The organism is Luteitalea sp. (assembly GCF_022842525.1).
In the GTDB taxonomy this organism is placed as follows: domain Bacteria; phylum Acidobacteriota; class Vicinamibacteria; order Vicinamibacterales; family Vicinamibacteraceae; genus Luteitalea.
Genome location: NZ_JALHPM010000043.1, coordinates 1 through 26,253 on the forward strand (window position 1 = coordinate 1; position 26,253 = coordinate 26,253).

At 69.8% G+C, this 26,253-nt stretch carries 9 protein-coding genes and 1 pseudogene; 8 read left to right on the forward strand and 2 right to left on the reverse strand.

Annotation, left to right across the window (positions count from 1 at the left end; all coding sequences use genetic code 11):
• Both Q0C41_RS11030 and Q0C41_RS11035 read left to right on the forward strand, forming a co-directional pair.
• Window positions 1-196: pseudogene (locus tag Q0C41_RS11030) on the forward strand (hypothetical protein); the annotation flags it as partial.
• A gap of 164 nt (window positions 197-360) precedes the next feature.
• Window positions 361-1,683, forward strand: a complete 1,323-nt coding sequence (locus tag Q0C41_RS11035; RefSeq protein WP_291983720.1) for a hypothetical protein — start codon at window positions 361-363, stop codon at window positions 1,681-1,683.
• Between the two features lie 83 nt (window positions 1,684-1,766).
• Here Q0C41_RS11035 and Q0C41_RS11040 read toward each other — a convergent pair whose 3' ends face one another.
• Together Q0C41_RS11040 and Q0C41_RS11045 are read right to left on the reverse strand one after the other, a co-directional pair.
• Window positions 1,767-2,927 carry a molybdopterin-dependent oxidoreductase gene (locus Q0C41_RS11040; protein ID WP_291983722.1) on the reverse strand — a complete coding sequence of 387 codons (1,161 nt, stop codon included), beginning with the start codon at window positions 2,925-2,927 and terminating at the stop codon, window positions 1,767-1,769.
• A gap of 47 nt (window positions 2,928-2,974) precedes the next feature.
• The gene (locus Q0C41_RS11045) at window positions 2,975-3,628 is read right to left on the reverse strand and encodes a hypothetical protein (protein WP_291983724.1); all 654 of its coding nucleotides are present in this window, start codon (window positions 3,626-3,628) and stop codon (window positions 2,975-2,977) included.
• A gap of 82 nt (window positions 3,629-3,710) precedes the next feature.
• Between Q0C41_RS11045 and Q0C41_RS11050 the strand changes: the two genes are divergently transcribed.
• The 6 genes from Q0C41_RS11050 (at window position 3,711) to Q0C41_RS11075 (ending at window position 26,214) form a co-directional block, all read left to right on the forward strand.
• Entirely contained in the window at window positions 3,711-4,127 is a 417-nt protein-coding gene (locus tag Q0C41_RS11050) for a secondary thiamine-phosphate synthase enzyme YjbQ (protein ID WP_367079197.1), read from the forward strand.
• On the forward strand, window positions 4,124-4,759 hold the full coding sequence (locus Q0C41_RS11055) for a GDSL-type esterase/lipase family protein (protein ID WP_291983728.1): 636 nt from the start codon (window positions 4,124-4,126) through the stop codon (window positions 4,757-4,759). Before Q0C41_RS11050 ends, Q0C41_RS11055 begins: the two co-directional genes overlap by 4 nt.
• 359 nt (window positions 4,760-5,118) lie before the next feature.
• On the forward strand, window positions 5,119-14,907 hold the full coding sequence (locus Q0C41_RS11060; RefSeq protein ID WP_291983730.1) for a carboxypeptidase regulatory-like domain-containing protein: 9,789 nt from the start codon (window positions 5,119-5,121) through the stop codon (window positions 14,905-14,907).
• Window positions 14,904-15,419 (forward strand): hypothetical protein, encoded by a 516-nt coding sequence (locus Q0C41_RS11065; RefSeq protein WP_291983731.1) that lies wholly within the window; start codon window positions 14,904-14,906, stop codon window positions 15,417-15,419. The genes Q0C41_RS11060 and Q0C41_RS11065 overlap by 4 nt, the downstream gene beginning before the upstream one ends.
• A gap of 2 nt (window positions 15,420-15,421) precedes the next feature.
• A complete protein-coding gene (locus Q0C41_RS11070) occupies window positions 15,422-25,837 on the forward strand; it encodes an Ig-like domain-containing protein (protein ID WP_291983732.1) in 10,416 nt (3,471 codons plus the stop codon).
• Window positions 25,834-26,214, forward strand: coding sequence for a hypothetical protein (locus Q0C41_RS11075; protein WP_291983734.1), 381 nt, complete (start codon window positions 25,834-25,836; stop codon window positions 26,212-26,214). The genes Q0C41_RS11070 and Q0C41_RS11075 overlap by 4 nt, the downstream gene beginning before the upstream one ends.
• Window positions 26,215-26,253: the final 39 nt, after the last annotated feature.

Sequence of the window (26,253 nt, forward strand, 5' to 3'; positions counted from 1 at the left end):
GCTCTTCCGATCTGAGGCGCGCATGATCACGGTGAACGACCTCTATGCGTTCGATCCGAACGCCAAGGTGTCGATCGAGCCGTTCCTCGACATCATCGGCCGGCAGTTCAAGCAGCCGAAGGAAGGGCTCGGCAACGACAACAGCCCGACCGCGCACATGTGGCGCACGATGATGTTCCCGGACAACCCGCTTTAGGGCAGGGAACAGGGAACAGGGACCAGGGACCAGGGACCAGGGACCAGGGACCAGGGACCAGGGAACAGGGAACAGGGAACAGGGCGGCGGACACAATCGCAGACATCGGTCGCCTACACTTGAGGGGAGGCGCCCGCAGGGGCGGGCGCCGACCGATGACGACGATGCGACGTGCGCCCTTCCTTCCCCTTGCTCTTGCGTGCGTGGCGCTCTGGTGCGGCGCCACGGGCGCGGCGTTCCAGCGGTCAGACGCGTTCCCCGAGTCGCGTCACCATCCCGCGATCAAGTACGGCTCGACGGCGCCGACCGACGTCGTCGCGCAACTGAACGCGCGGCTCGAGCGCGGCGAGCTCACGCTCACCTTCGAGCCCGGTGGCCGCGGCTACCTGAAGGCCGTGCTCGCGGCGCTCGGCGTGGACGCCAGTTCGCAGACGCTCGTCTATTCGGGCACGAGCCTGCAGGCGTCGCACATCTCGGAGAAGAACCCGCGCGCCATCTACTTCAACGACAACGTGTCGGTGGCGTGGATCCGCGGCGCGCCACTCATCGAACTGGCGGCCCAGGACCCGAAGCTCGGCACCGTCTTCTATCAGTTGTCGCAGACGGAAAGTGTCTCGCCGCGCGCCTCGCGCATGGAGACGTGCCTGTCGTGCCATCTGTCGTGGGACACGCGCGCCGTGCCCGGCGTGTTCGTGCTCACCACGTTCCCGCGCCGCTCGACCAACGATTACGCCAACGGCGGCATCAGCGACCACCGCGAGCCGGTGGACCGCCGCTACGGCGGTTGGTACGTGACCGGCGCGAAGGTGCCGCCGCGCCACATGGGCAACCAGCCGCTCATCGGGCCGCACGCGCTGCCGCCGGAGAAAACTGCGCCGCCGAAGCCGCTCACGACACTCGCCGGCACGGACCTCGTGCGCGACATCGGCGACTACCTCACGCCGACGAGCGACATCGCCGCGCTCGTCGTGCTCGAACATCAGCTGCACGCCATGAACCTGATGACGCGGGCAGGCTGGGAACATCGCCTCGTGGCGGGCGCGGACGCGGAGGCGCCGGTGGGGCCCGGGCAGGAGCCGTCGCTCATGCCGCGCGTGCGCGAGGCCGTGGAGGAGCTGGCCGACTACCTGCTCTTCGTGGATGAAGTGCCGCTCGGCACCGTGCAGGGGAACTCCGGCTTCGCGGAGTGGTTCGTGGCGCAGGGCCCGAAGGATCCGCAGGGGCGATCGCTGCGCGAGCTGAAGCTCGACGGCCGCGTGATGCGGTATCCGCTCAGCTATACGATCTACTCGCGCGCCTTCGACGGCATGCCGCCGGCCGTGCGCCAGGCAACCTATCGCCGGCTGTGGCAGCTGCTGTCGGCGCCGCGGCCCGAGCCGAAGTACCGGCATCTGACCCCGGCCGATCGCCGCGCCGCCCTCGAGATCCTGCGCGCGACGAAAACCGACCTGCCGGCGGTGTTCGAACAAACGCTCGCCGCGCGCTGAGGCCCGTACACACATCGGGCCGCGGAGGCATCTGCCGCCGCGGCCCGTGTGAACCTTCTTCCCGAGCCCCGAGCCCCGAGCCCTTACGCGATCATCACGCGCCGCGGATGCTGCGCGTTGTGCTCGAGGAAGGACTTCTTGTTCTCGAGTTCCTTCTCCGTGGGCTGCACGACGCCGTTGATGTCGGTCGCGCGCGACACGATCGTGTGTTCGCCGGGCGTCGCGCCCTTCCAGTCGTAGTGGAAGAGCTTCCACGAGTACTTCGTGTTCTGCTTGTCCATCGTGGCGGGCTGCCAGGCGCCGCCGTCGATCTGCACTTCCACCGACTTGATCGGCGTGCCGTCGTTCAGGATGACGCCCACCATCTTGTGGCCGCCGGCTTCCTTCGTGACGCGGGCCACGAACGACTTCAGGCGCATGGCGGTGACGGCGTTCTCCATCCACTTCATCTCGCCGTTGATCATCTCGCCGCGCACGGTGCGGTACCAGCGCGCCTGGTACTTGCCCATGTAGGGATCGCTCTGCACCTGGATCTCGGAGAGCCACTTCACGTTGGCCACCCCGTAGTAGCCCGGCACGATGAGGCGCAGCGGGAAGCCCTGATGGCGGGTGAGCGGCTCGTCGTTGTAGGCGTAGGCCACGAGCGGCTCGGCCGACATCGCCTTGTCGCGCGGCAGGCTGCGGCCGAACTGCTGGTCGAGGCTGTACTTCTGCGTGCGCCACTCGACTTCTTCGGTGCCGTGATCAGCGCCGAGGAAGACCACCTCGCGGCCGTCGGCCTTGAGGCCGGCCGCCTTGAGCAGGGCGGCGAGCGGCACGCCCGTCCACTTGCCGTTGCTGCACAGGCCCTGCACCGGCGCGCGGTTGCCCGAGCACTCGAAGCCGAACATGACCTCGCCCTTCGGCATCTTCTTCAGGTCGGCGATGGTGTAGCTCTTCGGCGTGTTCACGAGGCCGCCGACGTAGAGCTTGAAGGTGGCTTCGTCGAGCACCGGGTGCCCGTAGTGCTGCGTGGTGAAGAACTGATCCTTCGGCGTGACGAACGACTGGAGCGTGCGCGTGTCGTAGAGCCGGCGGTCGGGCGCCGGGTTGGCGTTGAAGGTCTCGGGAAACTCGAGGAACGGCACGACGGTGGCGCCCTGGGCCAGCGCGGGCAGCACCCAGTCGGGCACGCCCAGCATGCCAACGGTGGCCGCGGCCAGGCCGCCGCGGAGGACTTCACGTCGCGAGTGCTGTTCGCTCATGTCTCGGATCCTTTCGCGGGCCGCATGCGCGGCCCGAATCGCGCCCATCACAGTAGCGCGGCCAGTCGATGGGCCGCAAGACGAAACGCGCGCGGCGCCGGGCCGGCCGCCACCCGCACCAGGGTCTCGAGCGTGCAGTAAATCGCGCCAATCCAGACGGGCGGATTCGTGGTGGTCAGCCCGAACCAGGGCTCCACCGTGTAGTAGCGCCAGCCGCCGAGCGAGGTGCCGTAGGCCTCGATGGCGAAGGCGAAGAGGAAGAGCGTGGCGCAGAGCCTGGGATTGGCGCTCAGCCCTACGTAGCCGACGAAGGCCGCGAACCAGACCAGCCCGAACGTGTCGTAGCCCTGCCAGGCGCCATAGCCCACGATGGCGGCAAACGCCACGACCACGGCCCGCGGCAGCCATGGCGGCGCCACCCGGCTGAACCGCGACGCCGCGGCATAGACCAGGGCATGCCCGGCCGGGATGAAGAGCGGCAGGTTGCCGAGGCGGTACTCGTAGAGCCCCCAGACGTCCTTCAGGAACAGCTCGCCGAGGGTGGCCAGCACGACGCAGGCGGCGAGGGCGCGGCGTTCGGCCGCGTCCACCAGGGTGGCCACGGCGAGGAGCGCCGTCCAGGTCGCGGCGGAGACGAACGGCTGCGCCCAGGCGGCGCCCGACGCGTCGAGCGGGATGCCGAGCGCGAGCGTGGCCAGCACGATGGCGGCGATTCTCGTGTCGGCGGGCGACCAGCGCGGCATCGTCGATGATTATACGGACACCCACGAGGACCCCGAGCCCATGGCCACCTACACCGACTATCTCTGGTTCACCACCGCCCGCCGCCAGGAATTCATCCGCATCACCGACGAGGTGCGCGCCATCGTCGAGAAGAGCGGCGTCCGCGACGGCATGGTGCTCGTCTCGGCGATGCACATCACGGCCGGCGTCTACGTGAACGACTGGGAAGACGGTCTCATCCACGACTTCCAGGTGTGGCTCGAGAAGCTGGCCCCGGCCGGCCTGCCGTATCGCCACCATCAGACCGGCGAAGACAACGCCGATGCGCACCTGAAGCGCACGCTCATGGGGCACCAGGTGATCGTGCCGATTACGAACGGCGATCTCGATCTGGGCCCGTGGGAGCAGGTGTTCTACGCGGAGTTCGACGGCCAGCGCCGGAAGCGGGTGGTGGTGAAGGTGATGGGGGAGCGGTGAGTCTCACTGGGCGGGCGAACGCCGCGTGGCGCGCGGTGGTGGTCGTGCTGGGGCTCGGGGCGGCGTGTGCGTGCGGCCGCGCCGTGCCGCCCGTTGCAGCACTCGCCGAGGGCGACACGGTGCTGGCCTTCGGTGACAGCCTGACCTATGGCACGGGTGCCGAGGCTCACGAGGCCTATCCAGTGGTGCTCGCCGAGCTCATCGGGCGCCGGGTCGTCGCGTCTGGCGTTCCTGGCGACGTCACCGCCGACGGCCTGCGCCGCCTGCCGGACGTACTCGACGCCGTCCAACCGAAGCTGCTGCTGCTCTGCATGGGGGGCAACGACATGTTGCGCCGCATCGACTCGGCGGAGACGGCAGCCAATCTGAGGGACATGGTGCGGCTCGCCCGGGCGCGCGGCGTCGCCGTGGTGCTCGTCGGACTACCGAAGCCGCCGCTCTTCCCAGGCTCCGTCGCGTATTACGCCGACATCGCCGCCGAGTTCGAGCTTCCGATCGAAGACGAGATCCTGCGCACGCTGCTCTACGATGCCAAGACGCGGAGCGACGCCGTCCATCCGAACGCGGCGGGCTACCGGAAGATGGCGGAGGCGATGGCCGATCTTCTGCGCGCGGCTGGCGCCGTTCCGTAGCCGCCACGGACGGTCGGGCGATCAGGCGCTCCGCGGCAGAAGTCCAGCTCGGCCCTGCAAAATGTACGCAAGAACTGCCACGCTGACGGTGTCGTTGCACGGAATCGACTGCGCGCACGCATTTTTCCTTGCAACCAGTGCAGCCGTATCGTGACAATCTCGCCGTTCTTGGTGTCCTGGTTATGTGCGGACGTCAGCGTCAGCGACGAATGTCGACTCACGCTGACCCCTCTCGTCCCGCATGCAGGTAACTGTGGAGACGCGCCGTCGATCGCGCGCGTCCTCTGACCGGCCGGTTGCGGGAATCTACGTTGCGCACATCTCTTCTTCGTCGCGTGGTCGTGCGGTGCCTCTGCGCCGTGGCCTTGCTCGTGGCCGTGGCGCCCGCCGCACAGGCGCAGGCCCTCCGTAAGCTGGGCGACATGCAACTGCGGCTCGTGGGGCTCACCGCCGCCGTTGATCCGCTGAACCCGACCGTCCCACGCAACATCGCCTCCGGCGTTCGCATTCGCGTGCAGGGCGGCGGACAGACGCTGACACCCGCCGATGCCGTGCGCCTGCTCGGCCCATTCGAGCTTGCCGGCGAGCTGTCGGGGCCAGGCCTTGGTGCCACGGTGACGCTGCGGGAAGCCGTCACGGCCTCGACCACCGCGCCGGACCTGATCCTGCCGCTGCCCGCGCTTGCTGTCGGCGGTGACTACCTGCTGTCGAATCTGCGACTCGTCGCGCTCGGCGATGGCCGTCCGGTGCTCGATGTGACGCCCACCACCGTGCCGGTCACGGTCATCGACCAGGTGCTCGTCACGTCGGTCGCCACGCGCGCGCTCACGCTGCAGGAGATTCGCGACAAGGGCATCGTGCTCGATAGCGACGACTATCTCGGCTTCGAGTTCACGCTGGGGCTGCGGCTGGAGTCGCGGCCGATCAACGTGTCGTTCCCGGTCGTCTTCGGGGCCGACCGGCTGCCGGTGCCGAGCTACATCTCGGCGCCGTCGCTCAACCTGCCGGCGACCGTGCCCGTGCAGGTGCCCACGATCGTGCCGATGCTGCTCGATCTGCCGGTGGGCGCCAACAAGATCGTCATCGACGGGCAGGAGCGCGACATCCGGATTCCGAGTGTCCTCGTCATCCCGGGCGACGTGGGCTTCCTGCGGCAATTCTTCTCGGCGCAGCTCTTCGTGGCGAATGGCGCACCCGGGACGTCGAACCTGACCGTACGCGACATCACGGGAACGATGGTGCTGCCGCCGGGTGCCGACCTCGTGCTCGGATCGACCGACGATCCCCTCTCGCGGGCCGAGACCGTGCGCGGTGTGCAGCCGCTCACCATGCCCGTGCGCGGGCTGGGCCCTGACGGCACCGCCGAGACGGCCGACGACGATGCGGTGCTGTCGCCCGGCGAACAGGGGCAGGCGGAGTTCCTCGTGCGGGGCGATCTCGAGGGCTTCCACAACCTCGCGTTCGATATCGCCGCGACGCTCGACGGCCTGCCCACGGGCTCGGTGCCGATCACGGGCCGCGCCAGGGGCGGCGTGCTCGTGCGCAATCCGTTCTTCGATGTGAGCTTTGCCGTGCCGTCAGTGGTCAGGCGCGACGAGCCGTTCACGCTCTACGCGACGGTGACGAACAAGGGGCAGGGCCTCGCCAACGCGGTCAGCATGACGCTCGACGCCGCGCGTATGAGCGGCGCCCGCCTGACCGGCGATGCATCGCGTTCGATCGACACGCTCGCCCCCGGTGATGCGAAGACGCTGGCGTTCACGTTCATCGCCGAACGCACCGGGCAGGTCACGGCGTCGTACCTGAAGTTCGAAGGGCCGGGCGCCACCGGCAATCTGCAGTTCACGATTGGCGTGGGTGAGCGCGGCGTGCGTTTGTCGCCCGATACGCTCGTGTTGCCCTCTCAGATCGACGTGCTGCCGCGCCCGATCGTCGATGCGGCGCTGCGCGTGCTCGGTCAGGCCTGGAGCGTGGCCAATGCGCCGCTTGGCACACTGCCCGCCGGCGTGCGGCGCATCAGCAAGCAGGTTGTCACCGACAAGGCGCTCGCCCTCGCCGAGGCCGGCTTGCGGCAGTCGCTGGGCCAGCCGGCGCTCGACGCGCTTCGCGATCTGCTGGTGGACTTCCATGGCGGCAGTCCGGTGGACGCCGGGTTCGACCAGCTCCTGCGGGAGACCGATGCCGGGCAGGCCTTCGACCTCGCGGTCGGTGCGAGTCTGGCCCCGGCGGTGACCGCCGCAGGCAGTGCCGCGGCCTTCGAGCGCGCCTTCGCACAAGTGGCCGCATCGGGGCTCGACGTCGTGTCGTTCAGCGTGGCGCCAAGCGGCGGCCCCATGGCGGTCGCGCTCGTCGATGCAGCCGGCCGGCAGTCGCGCGCGATCGCGCAGCCCGACGCCATGGCGCGGGGACAGGTGCGCTCAGCGGTGGTCGTGCCGCTCGGCAACGCTGTGGACGCCCCGGTGTTCGGCCTCGTCACCGCGCCGCAGGCCGGTCCGTATGCCGTGCAGGTCGAGGCCGCGGGCGCCGGCGCGCTCGACATGACGGTCACCTTTCCGAGCGGCAGCGGCTCGTTCATCCGCGGGATCATCGCCGGCGTGGCCGTGCAGCCCGGCTCGCGCGTGCGGCTGCCGATCGACGCCGCGCGCGGCTCGCCGGTGGTCGAGATCGACCTCACGGGCGATGGCACGTTCGACACGACCGCGCCGCTCGTGCTCGAGTCCATTACGCCACAGGCACCGCAGCTCATCGCCGCCACGATCGTGGGCCCGGAGACGCTGCCCACTGCCGGCACGTTCGGTAAACACATCGCGTTCCTCTTCGATCGTGTGATCGATGCGGCGCCGGCGGCGGTTGCGGCCAACTACGCGATTCCACAGAACGCGGTGCTCTCCGCGCGCCGCCAGTTGTCGGGCCGGCTGGTGTTTGCCACCCTGGCGCAACCCGAAGGCCGGTTCCTCCCGAGCACGGTGAGCATCAGCGGCATGCGCGACCTGCGCGGTACGGCGGCCGGTGTGGCCACCGCGGCGATCGGCTCTAGGCTCACCACCGTGGGGGCGGTCGTCTCCGGCCGGATCGTGGCCGCGGATGGCGCCCCCGTCGTGGGCGCCGACGTCTACTTCCTGGCCAACACCGACTGGACCGAGTGCCGCGCGCTGCCAACCACCGTGCATCGCGTGGCCACCGATGCCACCGGGTCCTACGCGTTTCGCTATGTGCCGCAGGACCCGTGCGGCATCCAGTGGCAGGTGCAGGCGCAAGACCCGGTGACGCGCGCCTTGCGCAGCGTGGCGGGCCTCGTGCGCTACGACGGCGAACGCGTCGTGGCCGATCTGCAGCTGCTCGGCCGAGGCGCTGTGACCGGCACGGTGCGCACGGGCACGGGCACGCCCGTGCCCGGTGCGACCGTCGTGGCCGTCAGCCTGCTGGATCAGCAGTTCAACGGGCAGACCACGACGGACGGCCTCGGGCGCTTCACGATCAACGACCTGGCCGTGGGTGGCGTCAGCCTGCGGGCGCTCTCCGGCGTCAGCAGCGGCACGGCCACGGCGCAGATTGCGGGCGTGGGCGCCACCGCCACCGCGGACATCACCCTCAACTCCGGCATCTTCAGCGTGGCGGGTACGGTGCGGCGGATCGAGAACGGCGTCGTGTCGCCGGTTGGCGGGGCCTACGTCGTCGTCGAGGTCCCCGATCCGTTCCGCGCCGGCTCACCGTTCACGCCCGTGGGCTATGCGCAGACCTCCGCGACGGGCGCCTATGTGCTGTCGGCCATTCCGGCCGGTGCGTACCGGCTCCGCGTCACGCTCGATACGGGCGACAGCACGCAGCTGACCGGCACGGCGACTCCCGGTGACGTCCTGACCGGGCGCGACCTCGTCGTGAGCGTACTTCGCAGCGGTCAGGTGTCGGGCGTCGTGCGGTTCGCCGGCGGCGCGCCCGCGCCCCTCGCAGTCGTGACGCTCGGCGGCCGCGGCGTGCAGGCCGCGGCCGATGGCACCTTCACGCTGGTCAACGTGCCGGCGCAGGGCGGGCCGCAGCAGATCTTCGCCTACACCGCCGACGGATCGCGGCGCGGCGTCGCCGACGTCCTGCTGACGACGCCCGGACAGATCGTGTCGAACGTGGTCGTCACGTTGGCCGGTGCCGGTACCCTCGACGTGTTGTTGCTCGACGGCACCGGACAGCCCGTGCCCAATCAGCAGGTGTATGTGACGCGCGCCGGGCTCCGGGTCTCGGGACGGCAGTGCCTCGGCCTGGCGGCGGCCAACACCAACGCCGCGGGTCACGCGATCCTGCCCACCCTGGAAGTGGGCGCGATTCGGGTGCGCAGTGTCCGGCAGGTCGCCGGCCTCATCGACGTCGCGCAGGCCGATACGTCCTTGCCCTACGACGGCGCGACGGCGAGTACGGTGCTGCGCTTCCCCGGGCACGGTGTGGTCTCGGGCGTCGTGCTGGCGCCTGATGGGCAGCCGGTCCACGGGGCCGACGTCGAGATCAGATCGCGCATCTACGATCCGACGGGCTGCGAGCTCGTTGGCGGGGTCTCGCATGTGGTGCGCACGAACACCCTGGGGCAATTCCGCGCCACCGGTGTGCCCGTGGGGCCGGTGAGCGTACGCGCGACGCAGGCGTTCTTCACCGCGCCCGCGGGCGCCTCGGGCGTGCTGGCCACGGCCGGTCAGGAGCTGACGTTCACCCTGCGCATGACGAACACGATGGGCGGTGTGCTGTCGGGCACCGTGCTGCAGCCAGACGGCACGACCCCTGTCGGCCCCGGCGTGCAGGTCACGGCCAACGGTCCGCTGCCCGATGTGGTGGTGGCGACGGATGCCAGCGGGCACTTCGAGTTCCCGGCCGTGCTCCCCGCCGGCAGCTACGGCCTGACCGTGCGCGACCCGGGCACCGGGGGGCTCAGTTACGACATCGTCTACTTGAACGTCGGCCGCGATCTCGTGTTCAACCCGCGCCTCACGGGCCGCAACACCGTGCGCGTACGGGTGGTCGATGGGGCAGGCGTGCCCGTGGCGGCCGCCGCAGTGAAGCTGCGCGAGAACGGGTTCCCCAACTTCACGTTCGAGAGTGCCGTGCAGCCGGCCACACAGGGAGTCGTTGCGTTCCAGGGGGTTCACGAAGGGCCGATCAGTCTCGAAGCATCGGATGTCCTGGGCCGAGGCGGCCGGGCGTCGGCGTGGGTGACCGGTGACGGGCAGACGATCGAGGTGACCGTCAGCCTGACGGTGACGGGGACGGTGCGCGGCCGCTTCCTGCGTGCGGATGGGACGACGCCCGTGGCCCTCGGGTCGGTGCGCCTGCTGGCGGCCGGCCGTGCCATCGGCGAGATGACGACGAGTCTCGGCACCGATCCCGGACGCTACGAGTTCCTGCACGTGCCGGCTGGTCCGGTGCGGCTCGAAGCGCTCGACCCCACGACCGGACGCACCGGCGTCGCCGCGGCCACGCTCTCGACCGAAGGACAGATCGTGGATCTCGACGTGCGGGCGCAGGGCCTGGGCACGGTGAGTGGACGTGTGACCGGCCTTGGTGTCTCGCCGGATGGCGCCAGCGTCGAGGTGGTGTCTGGCACGTTCCGCGTCAACACGACGGCGGACGCGACGGGGCAGTACGCGGTGCCCGGAGTCCCCGAAGGGGCCGTGACCGTCACGGCAAGTTTCTCCGGCGGCACGCTGGCCGGTGTGGCCACCGGCACGCTGGCAGGTGATGGCGCGACGCTGACGCTCGATGTCGCGTTGCGCGCAGCCGGCGTCGTCTCGGGCGTCGTGCGTGAGGCCGACGGCGTGACCCCGGCAGCCCCGGCCGTAGTGTCGATCCGCGTCGGCGACCTTGGTGGCGGCACGCAGACGACGACCACCGACGCCGCCGGCAGCTTCAGCTTCCTGCGAGTCCCGGCCGGCGCGGCCACGATCGACGTGACGTCGATCGGCACGATCGACCGCGGCCGCGCCACGGTAGCCGTGACCGGCAACGCCACGAGCACGGTGACGCTGCAGTTGAACGGTGTGGGCGCCCTCCAGGGGCGCACGCTCACCGCCGGTGGGCAGCCCGTCGCCGGCACGCTCACCGTACGCGGCACCGGCGCGTTCCCCTACACGCATACGGTCGCCGTTGGCCCCACCGGTACCTTTACGCTGCCGGCCGTGCTCGCCGGGCCGTATTCCGCCTCGCTGACGAGTGTGGTGGGCGGCTTCACGCTGCGCGGGTCGGCGGCCGGGGCCGTCGTGGCCGGTCAGGCGGCCGCACTCGATGTCGCGCTCCAGCCCACGGCCTCGGTCACCGGGCGCGTGCTGCGGGCCGATGGCACGACCGCGGCGGTCGGCGCCGAAGTCACGGTGATTGCCGGCGCGAGCGGCGCCGTGCGGGTGACCGTGCCGGTGCTGGCCGGCGGCACCTTCCGGGCCGATGGCATTCCGCTCGGCGTGCTGACGATTCGCGTCGACGACCCGTTCACGGGCGGCGTCGGGCTCGTCTCCGGTCTCACGGCGGCGACGGACGGCCAGCTGCTGACCACGCCCGACATCGTGCTCGACGACACACCGCTGCGGGCCCTCTCGGCCACGCCGGCCGACGGCGCACTCGACGTCGCGCTCTCGACGCCGATTGTGATGACCTTCAGCGACCCGATCGCCAATCTCACCGCCGCCGTGAATGGCATCGTGGTGCGCCGCAACGGCGTCGGGTGGCCCCGGCTGACGAACCTCAGCCCGGATGGCCGCACGGTCACGATCACACCGCAACCCGTGGGGCTGTGGACCGGCTGGCCGGATGCCTCGGAGATCACCTTCGAGATCACGCCCGCGCTCACGGACATCTTCGGACGGCCGGCGGCCGCGTTCACGAGCCGCTTCCGCACCGTTGATGTCTCGGGGCCGTCGGTCGTGACCGTGGCACCGCTCAACGCGGCGATTCAGGTGCCCGGAACGTCGGCCGTCGTCGTCTCGTTCAGTGAGCCGGTCGCGCCGATCACGAACCTCGCCACACTCATCACAGTGACCGCAGCGGGCGTGCCAGTGGGCGGCACCACGACGCTGACGGCGCCGAACGTCGCGACCTTCGTGCCCGACGCGCCGTGGCCCGACAACACGATCTACACGGTGACCGTGAGTGGGGCGCGCGACCAGCTCGGGAACACGCAGGCCACGACGTTCACCTCGTCGTTTGCGACCACCGACACCGTGCCGCCGGTCGTGACCCCTGGCAGCCCGACCCCGGGCAGCTGGACGAACAACCCACGGCCACAGGTCCTCGCGAGTCTCGTGGACCCGGTGAGCGGCATCGACGCCATATTCGACACGTTGACGGTGGATGGCGTGCCGGTGCCCGCGACGCAGGGGACGTCAGTGGTGTTCGGCACGCCAGTGGCACCGCTGGCCGACGGCGCGCACACGGCCGCCGCCTCGGCGCGCGATCGCGCGGGAAACACGGGATCGACGTCGTGGAGCTTCAACATCGACACGGTGGCGCCGGAGCCCGCGGTGGTGACCGGCGTAACCAACGGCCAGTCGGTGGCCGGGACGGTCACGATCGGCGCCACCTCCACCGACGCCGCCTCCGGCGTGTTCCGAACGGAGTTGTATCGCAACGGCCAGTTCATGGCGCAGCTGCACCCGCCGGCGTTCTCGACGCCGGTTGCCGTGAACGCGTGGGGGCAAGGCGATCACGTGCTCACAGCACGCGCCCTCGACGTGGCCGGCAATTGGAGCGCGTTCGGTCCTGCCGTCACCGTGACCGTGGGCGACACGACGGCGCCCGTCGTGACGGCGGTCACGCCGCTGGCTAACGCACGACAGGTCTCGGTGAACACGCTGCTCACGGCCGTGTTCTCCGAGCCGATACAGGATGTCAACCTTGCCTCCGTGTTCACCGTGGCACGGAATGCAGCTCCGGTGGTGGGCACGGTTGCTCGCAGCGCGCCGAACGTCCTCACGTTCACACCGTCCGCGCCACTGCAGACGGACGCCACCTACACCGCCACGGTCGTCAATGTCGTGGACCTCGCCGGCAACGTCCGGACGTTCCCACACACCTGGACGTTCACGACGGTGGACACGCAGCCGCCGACGCTGACGTATGCCGACACGACCGTCTACACCTCGGCCCTGCCGCAGATCGACGTCTTGGCGTCCGATGCGCTGAGCCCGCTCAGTGGCACCACGGCGGCGATCTCGGTGGACGGGGTTGCACTCACCACCACACTTCTGAGTCAGGGCTTCGGCGCGTTCACGCTGCGCGCGACGCCGACGTCGCCGCTTACCGGCGGAGTACACACGCTGACGGCCACCGTGGCCGACACCGCCGGCAATGCGGCCACGATCACGCGCTCGTTCACGGTGCAGCTCGCCCCGGCGAGCATCCGGGTCCGCTACCTCACGACCACGGGTGCGCCCGTCGCGGGCGCCCAGGTGAGTTACGAGCCCGCGAGCGGCAACCAGCAGACGCTCGTGACCAATGCCGCTGGGGACGTCGTCTTCGCCAATGCCGTCGTCGGAAACTTCACGGTCACGGCGTATCCGGATTCGTCATCGCGTCGCGCCTACTCACAGGCGAGCGGCACGCTGACCGCGGCGGATTTCGGACTGGTGCGCGAAATCACGCTGACCGAATCACCGATCGGTACGCTCCGGGTTCGCGTGCTCGCCGCGGACGGCGTGACGCCCGTGCCGTTCGCGCAGCTCTTCAATCTGGAGGTTGGCGAGGGTAGCGTGTCGGCCGATGAGTTCGGCATCGCCGTGTTCTCCGGCGTCACTGGTCTCAACGGTCACCTCGAGGCCATGGTGTTCGTCCCCCAGGGCCAGGGGACGGTGACGCAGTCGGGCACGATGACCTCCGACGGCGAGGTGCTCGACATCACAGTCGTGATACCAGTCGGCATCATCCGAGGCGTGATCACGTTCGAGGACGGCTCGCCGGCCACAGCTCCGCGAGCAGATGGCACGCAGTTGGGCTGGCCCTACATCGGGGTTCCCGATCCGAGCGTGCCGGGCGGCTACGTGATTGCGGGGATGCTGGCGGGGGATGTCGACGTCACGGCGCAGGACCTTGATTCCGGATTGTCGTCCGGCCCGCTCACCGTCACCGTGGTCGACGTGCAGAATCCGGTCATCGCCAACTTCGTGCTGCCGCCAACCGGCACGGTCTCCGGAACCGTGCGTACGGCATCAGGGGTGCCCATGCCCGGGCTCGACGTGTTCGTCTACAGTGACGGTGGCGGTGCGGGGCGGTCCGTGGTGACGGACGCGCAGGGCGCCTACACGGTCCTGCATGTCGTGCCAGGCTCCCTGTCGGTCACGGCGGTCACGCCGACGAGCGTCAGCGCGTTCGCTGGCGGTGTGCTGGCGGGGCCGAACACGACGGCGCAGATCGACGTGACCTTCCTGCCCTTTGGCACGGTCACCGGTGTCGTGCGGAACGCCGCGGGCGTTCCGGTAAGCGGTGCGTCGGTGACGGTGTCTCACGCGGGCGGAACCACCTACGCCGTCACAGACGCTGCAGGCGCCTACAACACGCCGTATGTGTCGGTGGGTGACGTGTTCGTCGACGCGAATGTCCCCGGCACGCTCGTGTATGGCTCCGCCGTTGGTCAGCTCACAACTGACGGTGGCACCATCGCCGTGGACGTGGAGTTGGCGCCCTCCGGAGTGGTGAGTGGTGTTGTCCTCGACGAAGTGGGACAGCCTGTCGCCGGCGCGCAGGTCGACTTCCTGACCTTCGGCTTCGTCGTCCGCCAGGTCGTGGCCGATGCGGCTGGCGCCTACAGCCTCCCGGATACGCCGCTGGGCACCTGGCAGGTGCGGGCGACGAGTGGGAACTTCTCGAGCGCCGACGTGGACGTGACGCTCACGTCGCAAGGCGAAGTGGCCACGGCCACTCTGGCCCTCCGTGCCACGTCGCTCACGGTGACGGTGCTGAATGCGGACAGCTCGCCGGCCGCTGGGGCACGAGTACTCGTGGCGGTGCCTGGCTCGTTCTCGTTCGACCACGAAGTCATCGCAGATTCGAACGGCGTTGCCGTCGTCCCCCGGTGGCCCGTGGGCACCCTCGGCGTGCGCGCGATCAGCGGCGGCCGCCTCCGCGACGCGACCGTGACGCTCGTCAACGGCGTGCCGGCCACTGTGACTCTCACACTGCCATGAGCACCAACTGCCTGTCTCCTTGCGTGAAGTCCTCGATTGCAATCCTGCTCGCTGTGGCCGGCGTGATTGCGGGCGCGGCAAGAGTCACCACCCAAGCGCCGGCCTCGTTGCCATCGCTGACCGTGGCGACCACCGCTGGCCTGCCGCAGACCACGGATGCGCTCGTACGGGCGGGCGCCTGGGTCATGGTGGTGTCGCCCGGCTCGTGTCCACCGTGTGGGGCGCTGTTCACGACACTGGACACGGCCGTGCCGTCGAGCGAGATGAGTCGAGTGGTCATCGCGCTGTCTGGCGGCACGCCGGCTCAGGTGCTCGCGGTGCAGCCCAGGCACGTCCATCTCGGCAGGGCTGAATGGGTGCTGGACCCGTCACGCCTGCTCCTTCCGGCACTGGGCGTGTCCGGATCGCCGTTGCTGGTCGGGCTCCGCGACGACCGCATCCACTGGATGCGGTCTGCCGCGGGTATGTCGGAGGCGCAACTGCGCGCCGTGTTGTCGAGCTGGATCCGGTAGTCATGACGCAGCGGTTCTCTTCCACCACGAGGCGCGCGACGGCGCGTCTGCTCGCCTGTCTGTTCCTCTGGCACTCGTCGGCCCTCGCGGCGCCGCGAGTGGTTGTGGCCCCACGCGCGGCGGCGGCACCGCTGGCGGCGGCGATGAGCAACACGGCCGACACGGCGGCGGTCGAAGTCGAGGCCGGCGGCGGCACGACGGTCGAAGAACAGACCACGACGGGCGCCGTGCGCCCGATTCTCGAGTGCGTGGCCAACCTGGGCGGCGGGCAGTATCGCGCCTACTTCGGGTACCTGAACGAGAACACCGTCGCCACGACCATCGCAATCGGCACCAACAATCGCTTCACGCCCACGCCGCAAGGTCGCGGGCAACCGACGGTCTTCGCGCCCGGCCGCACGCCGTTCTATCCGAATGCCGCCTTCAGCGTGGCCTTCAACGGCAGCAACCTGGTGTGGACCCTGCGCGGTCCAGACAACCAGACGCGCACCGCCACGGCGTCCTCGACCTCCACGGCCTGTGCCGCGCAGCCGGCGCCCACCGTCACGATTGCCACGCCGGCCGCCGGGGCCGTCGTGCGTGGCACTGGCCTTGTCGTGACGGGCACCATCGCTGGTGGCACGCCACCCAACACCGTCACGGTGAACGGCGTGAACGCCACCGTGACGGGCACGAGCTACACGGCCACGCTCAGCAGCCTGGCCGCTGGTGCGCTCACACTCACGGCCACGGTACGCGACGCGCAGAACCGCACGGGCACCGCCACCCGCAATGTCACCGTCGACAACACCGCGCCCACGCTCACGCTGACGAGCCCGGCCAACAACTCCGTCACCGGCACGGCGAGTGCCACGGTGGCCGGCACGGTGACTGACGCCTCGGCGGTGACGGTGACTGTGAACGGCACGAACGTTCCGGTGACCAGCGGCGCGTTCTCGACGAGCGTGCCCCTGGTCGTTGGTACCAACACGATTACGGTCGTGGCCACGGATGCCGCGGGCAATCAGTCCACGCAGACGCGGACCGTGACCTACACGACTGGTCCCACGCTCGCCGTGCGCCCGATTCTCGAGTGTGTCGTGGAGCTCAGCCCGACGAGCTTCGTCGCCTACTTCGGGTACCTCAACGACAACAGCGTGGCGGTCACGATTCCCGTGGGCGCCAACAACCGGTTCACGCCGACGCCGGAAGGGCGCGGGCAGCCCACGGTGTTCCAGCCAGGGCGCACGCCGTTTTATCCCAACGCCGCGTTCAGTGTGCCGTTCAACGGTTCGAACCTGGTGTGGACGCTGCGCGGCCCCGACAACTCCACGCGCACCTCCACCGCCTCGTCCGGATCGACGCGCTGCACGAATCCTGCGCCCACCGTGACGCTCTCGGCCCCGGCCGAGGGTGCCGTGGTGCGGAGTCCGATCAGCGTGACGGGCGCCATCAGTGGCGGCACTGCGCCGGTCACGGTGAACGTGAACGGCGTGGCCGCGACGGTGACCGGCACGTCCTTCACCGCCGCCGTGACCGCCGCCGACGGCGCGCTCACGCTGACGGCCACGGCTACCGACGCGGGCGCGCGCACCGGCACGGCCACGCGCGCGGTCACGGTGGACTCCACCGCGCCGACGGTCGCGATTACCTCGCCCACGAACGGGCAGGCCGTCACTGGCGCCACGGTCACGGTCACGGGTACGGTCAGCGACACCAGCGCGGTCACTGTGACCGTGAACGGCCAACCGGCGACGGTGACAGGCGCGGGCTATGGCGCCACCGTCCCGTTGGGCGCGGGCGCCACCGAGACCATCACCGTGGTGGCCACGGACGCCGCTGGCAACACCAGCACCCAGAGCGTCACGGTGAATCGCGACGCTACGCCGCCCGTGGTGGCCATCACCAGTCCGGCCAACGGCGCGGTCGTGCGCGGACCTCTGGTGGCGGTGGCCGGCACGGCCAGTGACGCCGGTGGCAGCGTGACGGTCATCGTCAACGGCGAGCCCGTGGTGGTGAGCGGCGGTGCGTTCTCGACCACCGTGCCGAGCCCGCAGGGGCCGCTCACGATTACCGTCGTGGCAAGCGACAGCGCGGGGAACAGCGCCACGGCGACCGCCACGGTCACCGTGGACGCCGTGCCGCCGGTGCTCACCATCACCGCACCCACAAACGGCGCGCTCGTCAACACGCCCACGGTCACGATCAGCGGCACGGTCGTGGACACCTCGGCCACCACCGTGGTCATTGGCGGAGCATCGGTGCCCGTCGTCGGCGGGGCGTTCACCTACAGCGCGCCCACGGGCACGGACGGCACGCAGGTCTACATCGTGACGGCCACTGACGCGGCCGGCAACGAGACCACGCAGTCGGTCAACGTCGTCGTAGACCGCACGGCCCCGGTGCTGAGCGTCTCGTCGCCGGTGGAAGGCGCGACGGTGAGCACCGTGCCGCTCGTGGTGACTGGCCTCGTGACCGACCAGACCGCCACCACCGTCACCGTAAACGGCCAGCCCGCCACGCTCGTGGCCGATGCGTGGAGCATCTCGCTCACGTCGCTGGCCGATGGCCCGCAGACGCTCACCGCGGTGGCTACCGACGCGGCCGGCAACGTCGTGACCGTCACGCGCGACATCACACTGGATGCCTCGGCGCCGGTCGTCGTGATCACGGCGCCTGCCGCCGGTGCGCTGACTCGGCTTGGCACGATCACCGTGACGGGCACGGTTGCCGAACGTGCGCTCACCGGGGTGACCGTCAATGGCGTGGTGGCGTCGGTGACGCCAGCCGGCGGCGACGTATCCACGTTCACCGCCGCCGTCCCACTTGCAGAGGGCGACGTCACCCTCGTCGTGACCGCCACCGACGCGTCGGGCCGCACCGGCACCGCGCAAGTGACGGTGACGCGCGATTCATCCGCGCCGCTCGTCGACGTGACGGTGCCGGCGCGAGTCACGCTCCGCAGCCCGGGCACGGCCACGGTCACCGCGTCCGACACACTGGCCCTGGCGCAGCTCGTGGTCAGCCTGAACGGCACCGTCGTGTCGACCTCGCCGACCTCGCCCGTGGCGGTGCCGCTCGTGGTGCCTTCCGGTGCCGCCGTTGGCGACGTGATCACGCTCGTGGCCGTGGCTACCGACACGGCGGGCAATGCCACCACAGCCACCCGTACGGTGCGCATCGCAGGTGATGGCGCGGCAGTGGGGCAGGTGGTGTCAGACACCACGGGCCTCCCCGTGCCTGGCGCGCTCGTGCAACTGGGCACCGTGCAGGCCACGACCGACGCGCGCGGGCAGTACAGCTTCCCGACGGCCGACGCGAATGCCCTGGTCACGGTGACGCTGGCCGGCACGTTGCCGGTGACGCGCACGGTGGCCGTGGTGCCCGAAGTAGGCACGGTGCTCGTGGACGCGCGCCTCACGCCGCTCGCAGACGCGGTGACGGTCGCGCCCGCTGGCGGCACCGTGGCGGCGGGCCCGATCACGCTCACCGTGGCGCCGGGCGCTGGCGCGAGCGTGCGCCTTACGCGTCTCTCGCCGCAGGGGCTGCCTGGACTCTTGCCGCTCGGCTGGTCGCCGCTTGCCACCTTCGACGTCCAGGCCACCCCCGCACTCGGTGCGGGCGCCACGGCCACCGTCACGCTGTTGCCCGCGAGCCTCACCACAGCCACGCTGGCGCAGTACGACGCGGCCAACCACACGTGGACCGCGCTCGCCGTGGATCTGCCTGTGACAGGCGGCACGCTCACGGTGCCCGTGGATACCGCGGGCACCTATGCCGTGATCGTGCAGGACGTGCAGACGCCGCCGCTGCCAGGGGCGGTGGTGGGCACGGTGCTGCCGGCGGCCCCGGTCGTAGCGATTCCGCTCACGGCGACGAGCGCCGGTGTGGTCTCGCCTGCGATCCTGCCGCCAGGGGGCGGCACGGCGGTGGGCCTGCTCGCCGTGCAATCGCAGATGGCACTGCCGAGCGGCACGCTCGTGCAGGCGAATGTCACGGAGACGTTCACGCTCACAACCGGCGCGGTCGCGAGCGACGAGCCCCGGCGACAGGACGTGATCCTGTATCGCACGCCGGTGCCAGACGCGACGGTGCTGCCCAGCGGCTTCGTGACGGACGTCAGTGCCACGTTCCCGATCGCGCCCTCGCGCACGTATGCGGTGGCGGATCTCGTGCAGGGCGTGGTGCACCTCGACATCCTGGCGGGGCGCGAAGCCGCGCGCGGCACGGTGGGCGGCGGCCTCGCCACGACGGTCACGAGCGGCAGCGCGCGTGTGGTCCTCCCCGGCGGCAGCGTGCCCACCGACACGGTCATCACGCTCACGCCGACTGTGCTCTCGACGTTCGTGCCGACCGCGGCAGGCATCGATGCGCTGACGGAGATGACGCTCGATCTCGCCGGGCAGACACTGTCGGCGGCCGCAGAGCTCTCGACCAGCGCCACAGGACTCACCATCGCGCCCACCGACACGTTGCTCGTCGCGCGCGTCGAGCGCACCGACGGCGTGCCGTTCGTCACGGTCATCGCCCGGGCAAGTCTCGTGGGCGACCGCATCGTCACCACCACCACACCAGGGTTACCCGGCGTGACGCGCGGCGGCCGGTATGTGTTCTACCGGGTGAGTGGTCCAGTGGGGTGGATCGCCGCCACCGTCAGCAACGCCGGAAGCCCGACGCCCGGTGTCACGATCACAAACACGGGCCTGCCGTTCGTGGGCCTCACAAGTAGCGCAGGGCAGTCGCTGCTGCCGGCTGCACCTGGCACGCGCACGATCGCCGCGCAGCTCCCGCGCTCCGTGCTCGCGGCCCAGGCAGGTGTCACGGTCACCGCCGACACGACCACCCCGATCGCCATCGCCCTCGTGGGCACGGTGCAGACGGCCACGGTGACGCCGGCAGACGGTGCGACTAGCGTGCCCGTGTCGGCGCAGGTGCAGATCACCTCGCCCGCGGTCCTTGCGGCCGCGGCCGCGACCACCACCGTGGTGCTCACCAACACGGTCACAGCGGCGGTGGTGCCCACGCGCCTGCAGCTCTCGACGTCTGGCCAGATCCTGGCCGTGATCCCCACGACGCGCCTGGCGCCCGCCACGACGTATCGCCTCGAGGCGGTGGGGCTGCCCACGACGACGAACGACACCGTGCTCGTGCCGAGCACCACGTTCACGACGGCGGCGGACGCGGCGCTCGTGGTGGATGCCACGCGGCTCGTGTTCGCGATGCCGGATGCCACGGGCGTGAGTGCAATCACGGCGCTAGCGGGCACGTTCCCACCGGGCACGCAGGTGCTCATCGTGAACACCGGCAACGGCGTGGTGCTGAGCCTGACGGCGGGCAACGACGGATCGCTCACGGGATCGATTCAAGCGTCGGTGTTCGATCGACTGCTTATCACCATCACCGACCCGCTGGGCCGCACCACTAGCGTGCAGCGGAGCCACTTCGTGGCGGCCGACGGCACGACGGCGGTCGGCAGCGGCGGCGGCGTGGTGACCGGACCGGGCGGTGTGGCGCTGATCGTCCCGGAAGGCGCCGTGGACACGGCGGCGACCTTCAAGATTGAGGCGATCGACTACGCGGCGACGTTCCCGTCGGACCCGCGGCCGGCCGGGCCGCCCTCCACGCTGGGGCCGGCGATGCACATCCGCACCGATACGGATCGCTTCGCAAAGGAGATCGACCTGGCCTTCCCGCGACCGGCCGACGCCCCCCCAGGCGCGTACTTCTACGTGTACCGCCGGTTGCAGGGCCCCAACGGTCTGGTCGCCTTCGAATCGCTCGACGATGCCTTCGAGGACGGGACCGGTCCGGGCGCGAAGATCGTGACCGCGTCCGATCCGTGGGCGGGGTACATCAAGAGCATCGGCGGCTACGACCTGAACGGCGTGGTGCAAGGCGTCGCCCAGGGTCTGCTGGACGGCTACGCGTTCGTGATGTGGTCGTTCGACCAGCTCCTGCCCGGGCGTCCCACGCGCGGCGCCGTCACGGGCTTCGTCCGACGCGACTCGCCGACCGGCGTGCCGGTGCCGGTGCCGGACGCGATCGTTTCGGGCGTCGACGTGCAGGGCAACCCCCTCCACGCCGGCATCTCCGGCGTGACCGTGGCTGTCACCCAAGGGGACGGGAAGTACACCCTGCACGATGACGTGTTCAGTGGCGGGGTCGTCGACCTGATTGCGACGGCGAACGGCGAGGTGCGCACGGCGCGCCCGTACGAGGTGGGGCCGGACTACTCCCGCGCGACCGGCGTACGGCACTACACCCGCCTGTCGACCGCGAATTTCCTGTTCCCACCGGTCACGCCGCCGCCGCCGGCTCCGGTGCTTGATGTCACGGTCTACCGCGGAGATCGCGTCGACACGCGCGGCATCGTGACGGTGGGCGAGTCGCTGACCGTGGTCTTCAAAGTGCCGAGCCCACCGACCAACCCTGTGGACATCCGGGCCGCGACGATCAATGGCCAGAGCTACACATTGACGGCCGAGACGGGGTACGTGCTGGCGGGAGCCCGCGCCTTTGCGACGCCGTACACCGCCCTCCAGGCCGGGACGGTCACGATTGTGGCCACGGCCGACCCGCTCATCGGCCCGCCGGTCACGCAGAACTACGTCGCTCGGGCCATCGCGCCAGGCGGCGGTGTGGCGACGGTCGAGGGCGAGGCGCCGGCGGTCATCGCCGCCCGGACCCGCCCACGCCTGGGCGGCACGGGCGTCCCCGTCACGACCGCCATGGAGGTGTCGTTCACCGAGCCGGTCACTCACGTGGTTCCGCAACACGCGGGGGATCCCGCGCGGGTGACCCTCGAGGACGCGCAAGGGACGGCGGTGCCCATCGCGCTCCTCGGGATCGGCGCCACGGGGCCGGTCCCGCAGGTGCAGTACGGGTCCGTCGTGACCGGGCTCACGATCCAGCCGCTCGCCGGTCTGCGCTACAACACCTCGTACACGCTACGGCTCACGAACGGCATCGTGGACGGCGACGCGACCCCCCGGGCCCTCGTCCCGTACGAGACGTCGTTCACCACGTTCGGGCCTGAAACGATCACGGCGACGGGCCCGCCGCGCGGGACGGGTGGCCTCGTGGCGCTGGGCGCGCATCTGTACGTGGCCGAGAACGTCGCGGGCAACACCGGCGGGGCCACGCAGCTGCGGGGGTACGACATCAGCAATCCCGTGGCGCCGCAGCCGTTGCCCCTGCTCGAGGATCCGGCCAGTGTGGCCCCAGGCCTGTTCACCGGGGTGCCGGTGGACCTGTCCGGCGAGGTGACGGACGAGGCGCGCACGTTGGCGCTGAGTGTCATCCGTCCGTTTGCGCCGTCTGGCCCCTCGAACGTGCACCTCGTGGACGTGACGGCGCACACACCGCGCTGGGTGGGCGCCGTCTCCGTGGGCACGCAGCCCATCGACGGGTTGGTCCGCCGCGCGATCCTGCATGGCGAGCGGATCTTCGCCTTGACGACAGGACTGGGGAAGGGGCTGCAGGTGATCAGCGTGCCGCAGATGCGGGCGTTGTTCGGTGCGGCGACGGCCGAGGGGCGGACCGCGCCGTACTACCAGATGCTGTCGCGGCTACACCGGCTGGGCGAGGGGTTTGGCCAAGAGGCGATCGTGGCGACGGTGTTCCTCGATACGGACACGGGCGACAACTCGCAGCAGAGCGACCTGGCCATGCTGCCGATCGTGCTCAACGACGTCGTGGTGCCCCTGGCGATCACGACGGGGCGGCGGACCCTCGCCCTCGTGGATCCCAACACCAGCACGGTGCTGTTCAGCGGGCCTGTGCCGTCGCCCACGGGGCTAGCGTATGGGGAGCAGGTGGCCGCGGCCATGCTGGGCGGACGCCCGGTGGCGATCGTGGCGGGGCTGAGCCCAACGGGCGGACGACGGCTGGTGCTGGTGGACGTGGCCACGCCGACCACGCCGGTGCACCTGGCGACGATGGACCTACCGACGGGAGCGCTCGATACGCGGTCGCGGCTCACACTACGAGACGGGCTGTTGTATGTGGGTGGCTCGGCGGGCACGACCATCGTCAACGTGGCGAATCCGTTGACACCGGTGCTGGTGGGCCGCGTGGCCGGGACCGGCGACTACACGGTGGTCACCGACACGGGCTTCTTGCTGAGTGCGTCGGACGCGTTCGCCCAAACACCGCGGGCGTTGCAGACGACGGCGCTGGGGGCGACGGCCGTGGTGGCGCGTCCGCGGACGACGTTCATGCGGGAGGTCCCGGCCACGCCCCCCACCGCCCCGGCGACGACGGAGGCGACGATCCGGGCGGTGGACCTGGCGGTGGCGGTGTATCCGTCGACGCTCGAGGTGACCGAGGCCCAGGTGGAAATCTACAACGGCGGCACGCTCGTCCAGGCCCTGCCCGCGACGATCGCGGGCGGCACGGGCACCGTGCAGCTGCCGACGGGCTTTGTGCGGCCGCGCGGGCAGCAGACGCTGGCGGTGCTGGCGGCACAGACGGTGGACGGGACCACGCTGCGCTCCGCGCCGACGCCGCTGCCGCTGGGCCAGATCCGGGTGCGGCTCGACAGCAACAACGACACGAAGATGGGGGGGCACGGGTCTACCGACGCGCTCGCCGATGAAGCGGCGGCCCGCGACCCGCAGCAGAGCTTCGCCTTCTGGGAGGCGGACCCGACGTTGGTGGGCGAGGACGCCTTGACGGACTACGCGCGTCTCGTGATTCGCCGCGAGGTCGAACTCGATAATTCGGTCCGGGTGGGTGTGCGACTGCTAGGGGCGCGGTGGGACCTGAAACCGCAAGCCCTGCCGACGCCGGGCGGGATTGGGCCGGTGGACTGCTCGCCGGACCAGGCGTATCTCTGCGACCCGGCGGTGGCCACGCGGCAAATCGCGGTCAACCAACTTGAGGATGCGACGCGGATTCCGCAGGCGCAGGGCAACGGGCTCTTTCTGGTGCCACCGGCGCCTCTGGAACGCTCGGATAACCCATTCGTGTTTCGGTGTGTGCCGACCGAGGGCTCCTCCAGCGGCTGCCCGAATTTGTTTGTGGGGGGCGCGCTGGAGGCGTCGCTGCAGGTGGGTGAAATCAGCGAGACTGGCGCGTTTACGCCCCTGCACTCGGTCAGGCTCGACATTCGGCCGTTGCGGCTGTGGATGACGGTGAAGTCGGTGCGGCGCAGTGAAGATCCCGACGGAGCAGGCCCCTTGACCGTGTTCACGCCGCGAGAGGCGCCAGTTCTCGAGTCGGGCTACGTGGATGTCCCCACCCAGGCCAAGGCGATTACCGTGCTCGTGCATGGGTTCAACAACAGCGAGAACTACGCCAACACCTTCATGTTCGCGAGGTTTCTGAAGCGGTTGTACTGGGCCAGCCACCCCGTGCTGCTCCCCCAGCCCAGCAGCCCTCACGTCGTCGGCTTTTCCTGGCCGGGCAATCAGTTCCCAACGTTCCTTACGGATCCAGACAGCGTCCTCGTTGACAACCTGACGAGGGTCTACTTCCCTGAAGACGAGTTTCATGCGCTTCAGGCTGGGAAGGTCCTCTCAGAAGAAATCATGAACCTGAAGGCCCCGTCGGGCCGTTCAGTGGACGTCATCGCTCACAGTCTTGGGAACATGGTGGTGAACAGCGCCTTCACGTTCCTAGAGCCCGGGGTCGTCTCCACCTATGTGATGCACCAAGCGGCGCTGCCTGCCGAAGCGTTCAGTCAGAACTACGGACTCGACAACTTGTCGTTGTTGGTCGTGTCAGCGGCGAACCAGGGCTATCCGGACGATCAGCCATGGGAAGCGATGTGGTCGAACATGGACCAGGGCCTCCGCGATGCTTGGGCATCGAGATTCCCATCCGGCACTCCACCGACAGACGTTCAACGAGCGTTCACCCACCGCTGGCGGCTTCAGCGACCTGACGATTGGACGCCGGCGACGCTGAGCGCGGGGCCGATCCTGCGCGGTGGCCCTTGGCGCGGCGTGTTCTCCGGGACGGCGAGAAAGACCAAGCTTGTCAACACATGGTCCGATCACGATATGGTGACGGGCTTCATCTGGCTTTCGATGCAGTACGGTCAGAAACCGAACGTCGGAGTGCTAGGGCTCGGGGCCGAGAACGCGGTCAACCAATTCTGGGGGGCTTTGCCCAACGACACCGAGGCCGAGCAATTCCTGTGGCCTGTTGCGCAGCGTGGCGGAAGCACGCGACGATTGGTGCGGCAGTGGGCTGAGCTGGCGCACTGGTTCCCGTCTCTTTCCGTAGCCGCAGGAAGAACGGGCAACCTCGAGATTCTGCCGACGTTCGGGTACCGCGCGCTTGATTTCTCGCAGTACGGCAAGGTAGAAGGTGCGGAATCGCTCAGCGCTCAGGGTATCCGCGATTCGCACTCTTACCTGATTAACTGGGGCATCCAGCGGGTGTGGGGCGGTTGGCGAGAGATGGCCGTAGCACTGGGGCGCAATCAGCAATGAGCCGCTACACGAAGAACGGCTCTTCCGGCGGGGCGCGTGCTCTTCGCTATGCGAGCCTCGGGGCCCTGGGGCTACTGGCGACCGCGACTGATCCACTAGTCGAGTCGCTTGAACGCGGGTCAGCCCTACGGGGGGCGGCTAGAGTGGCCCAGGCAGCGTGGCTTTGGTTCGGCTGGTTGCTGGCCTTGGTCATCGTGTCTAAGGCCAACAGCGCGAGGCGGTCGAAGACTGGGAATGCCGGCCAGCTACTGGCAGCGGCGGCGGTGAACGGCGTGTCTTGGTATCTCTACGCTGCCTGGGTCTTCGGTCCGATTGTCCCGCTTGTAATGATTCCGTTCGTTGTCATCTGGTTCGTAGTGGTGCTGTTGCGTGGCTGATCGTACTTGGTGTTCCCGGCGACGGCGAACTGACAGCTG

Bases quoted from the DNA above. Each gene is read 5' to 3' on its own strand.
- Q0C41_RS11035 (WP_291983720.1), top strand. From the start codon at position 361: ATGCGACGTGCGCCCTTCCTTCCCCTTGCTCTTGCGTGCGTGGCGCTC.
- Q0C41_RS11040 (WP_291983722.1), bottom strand. From the start codon at position 2,927: ATGAGCGAACAGCACTCGCGACGTGAAGTCCTCCGCGGCGGCCTGGCC.
- Q0C41_RS11050 (WP_367079197.1), top strand. From the start codon at position 3,711: ATGGCCACCTACACCGACTATCTCTGGTTCACCACCGCCCGCCGCCAG.
- Q0C41_RS11065 (WP_291983731.1), top strand. From the start codon at position 14,904: ATGAGCACCAACTGCCTGTCTCCTTGCGTGAAGTCCTCGATTGCAATC.
- Q0C41_RS11070 (WP_291983732.1), top strand. From the start codon at position 15,422: ATGACGCAGCGGTTCTCTTCCACCACGAGGCGCGCGACGGCGCGTCTG.
- Q0C41_RS11075 (WP_291983734.1), top strand. From the start codon at position 25,834: ATGAGCCGCTACACGAAGAACGGCTCTTCCGGCGGGGCGCGTGCTCTT.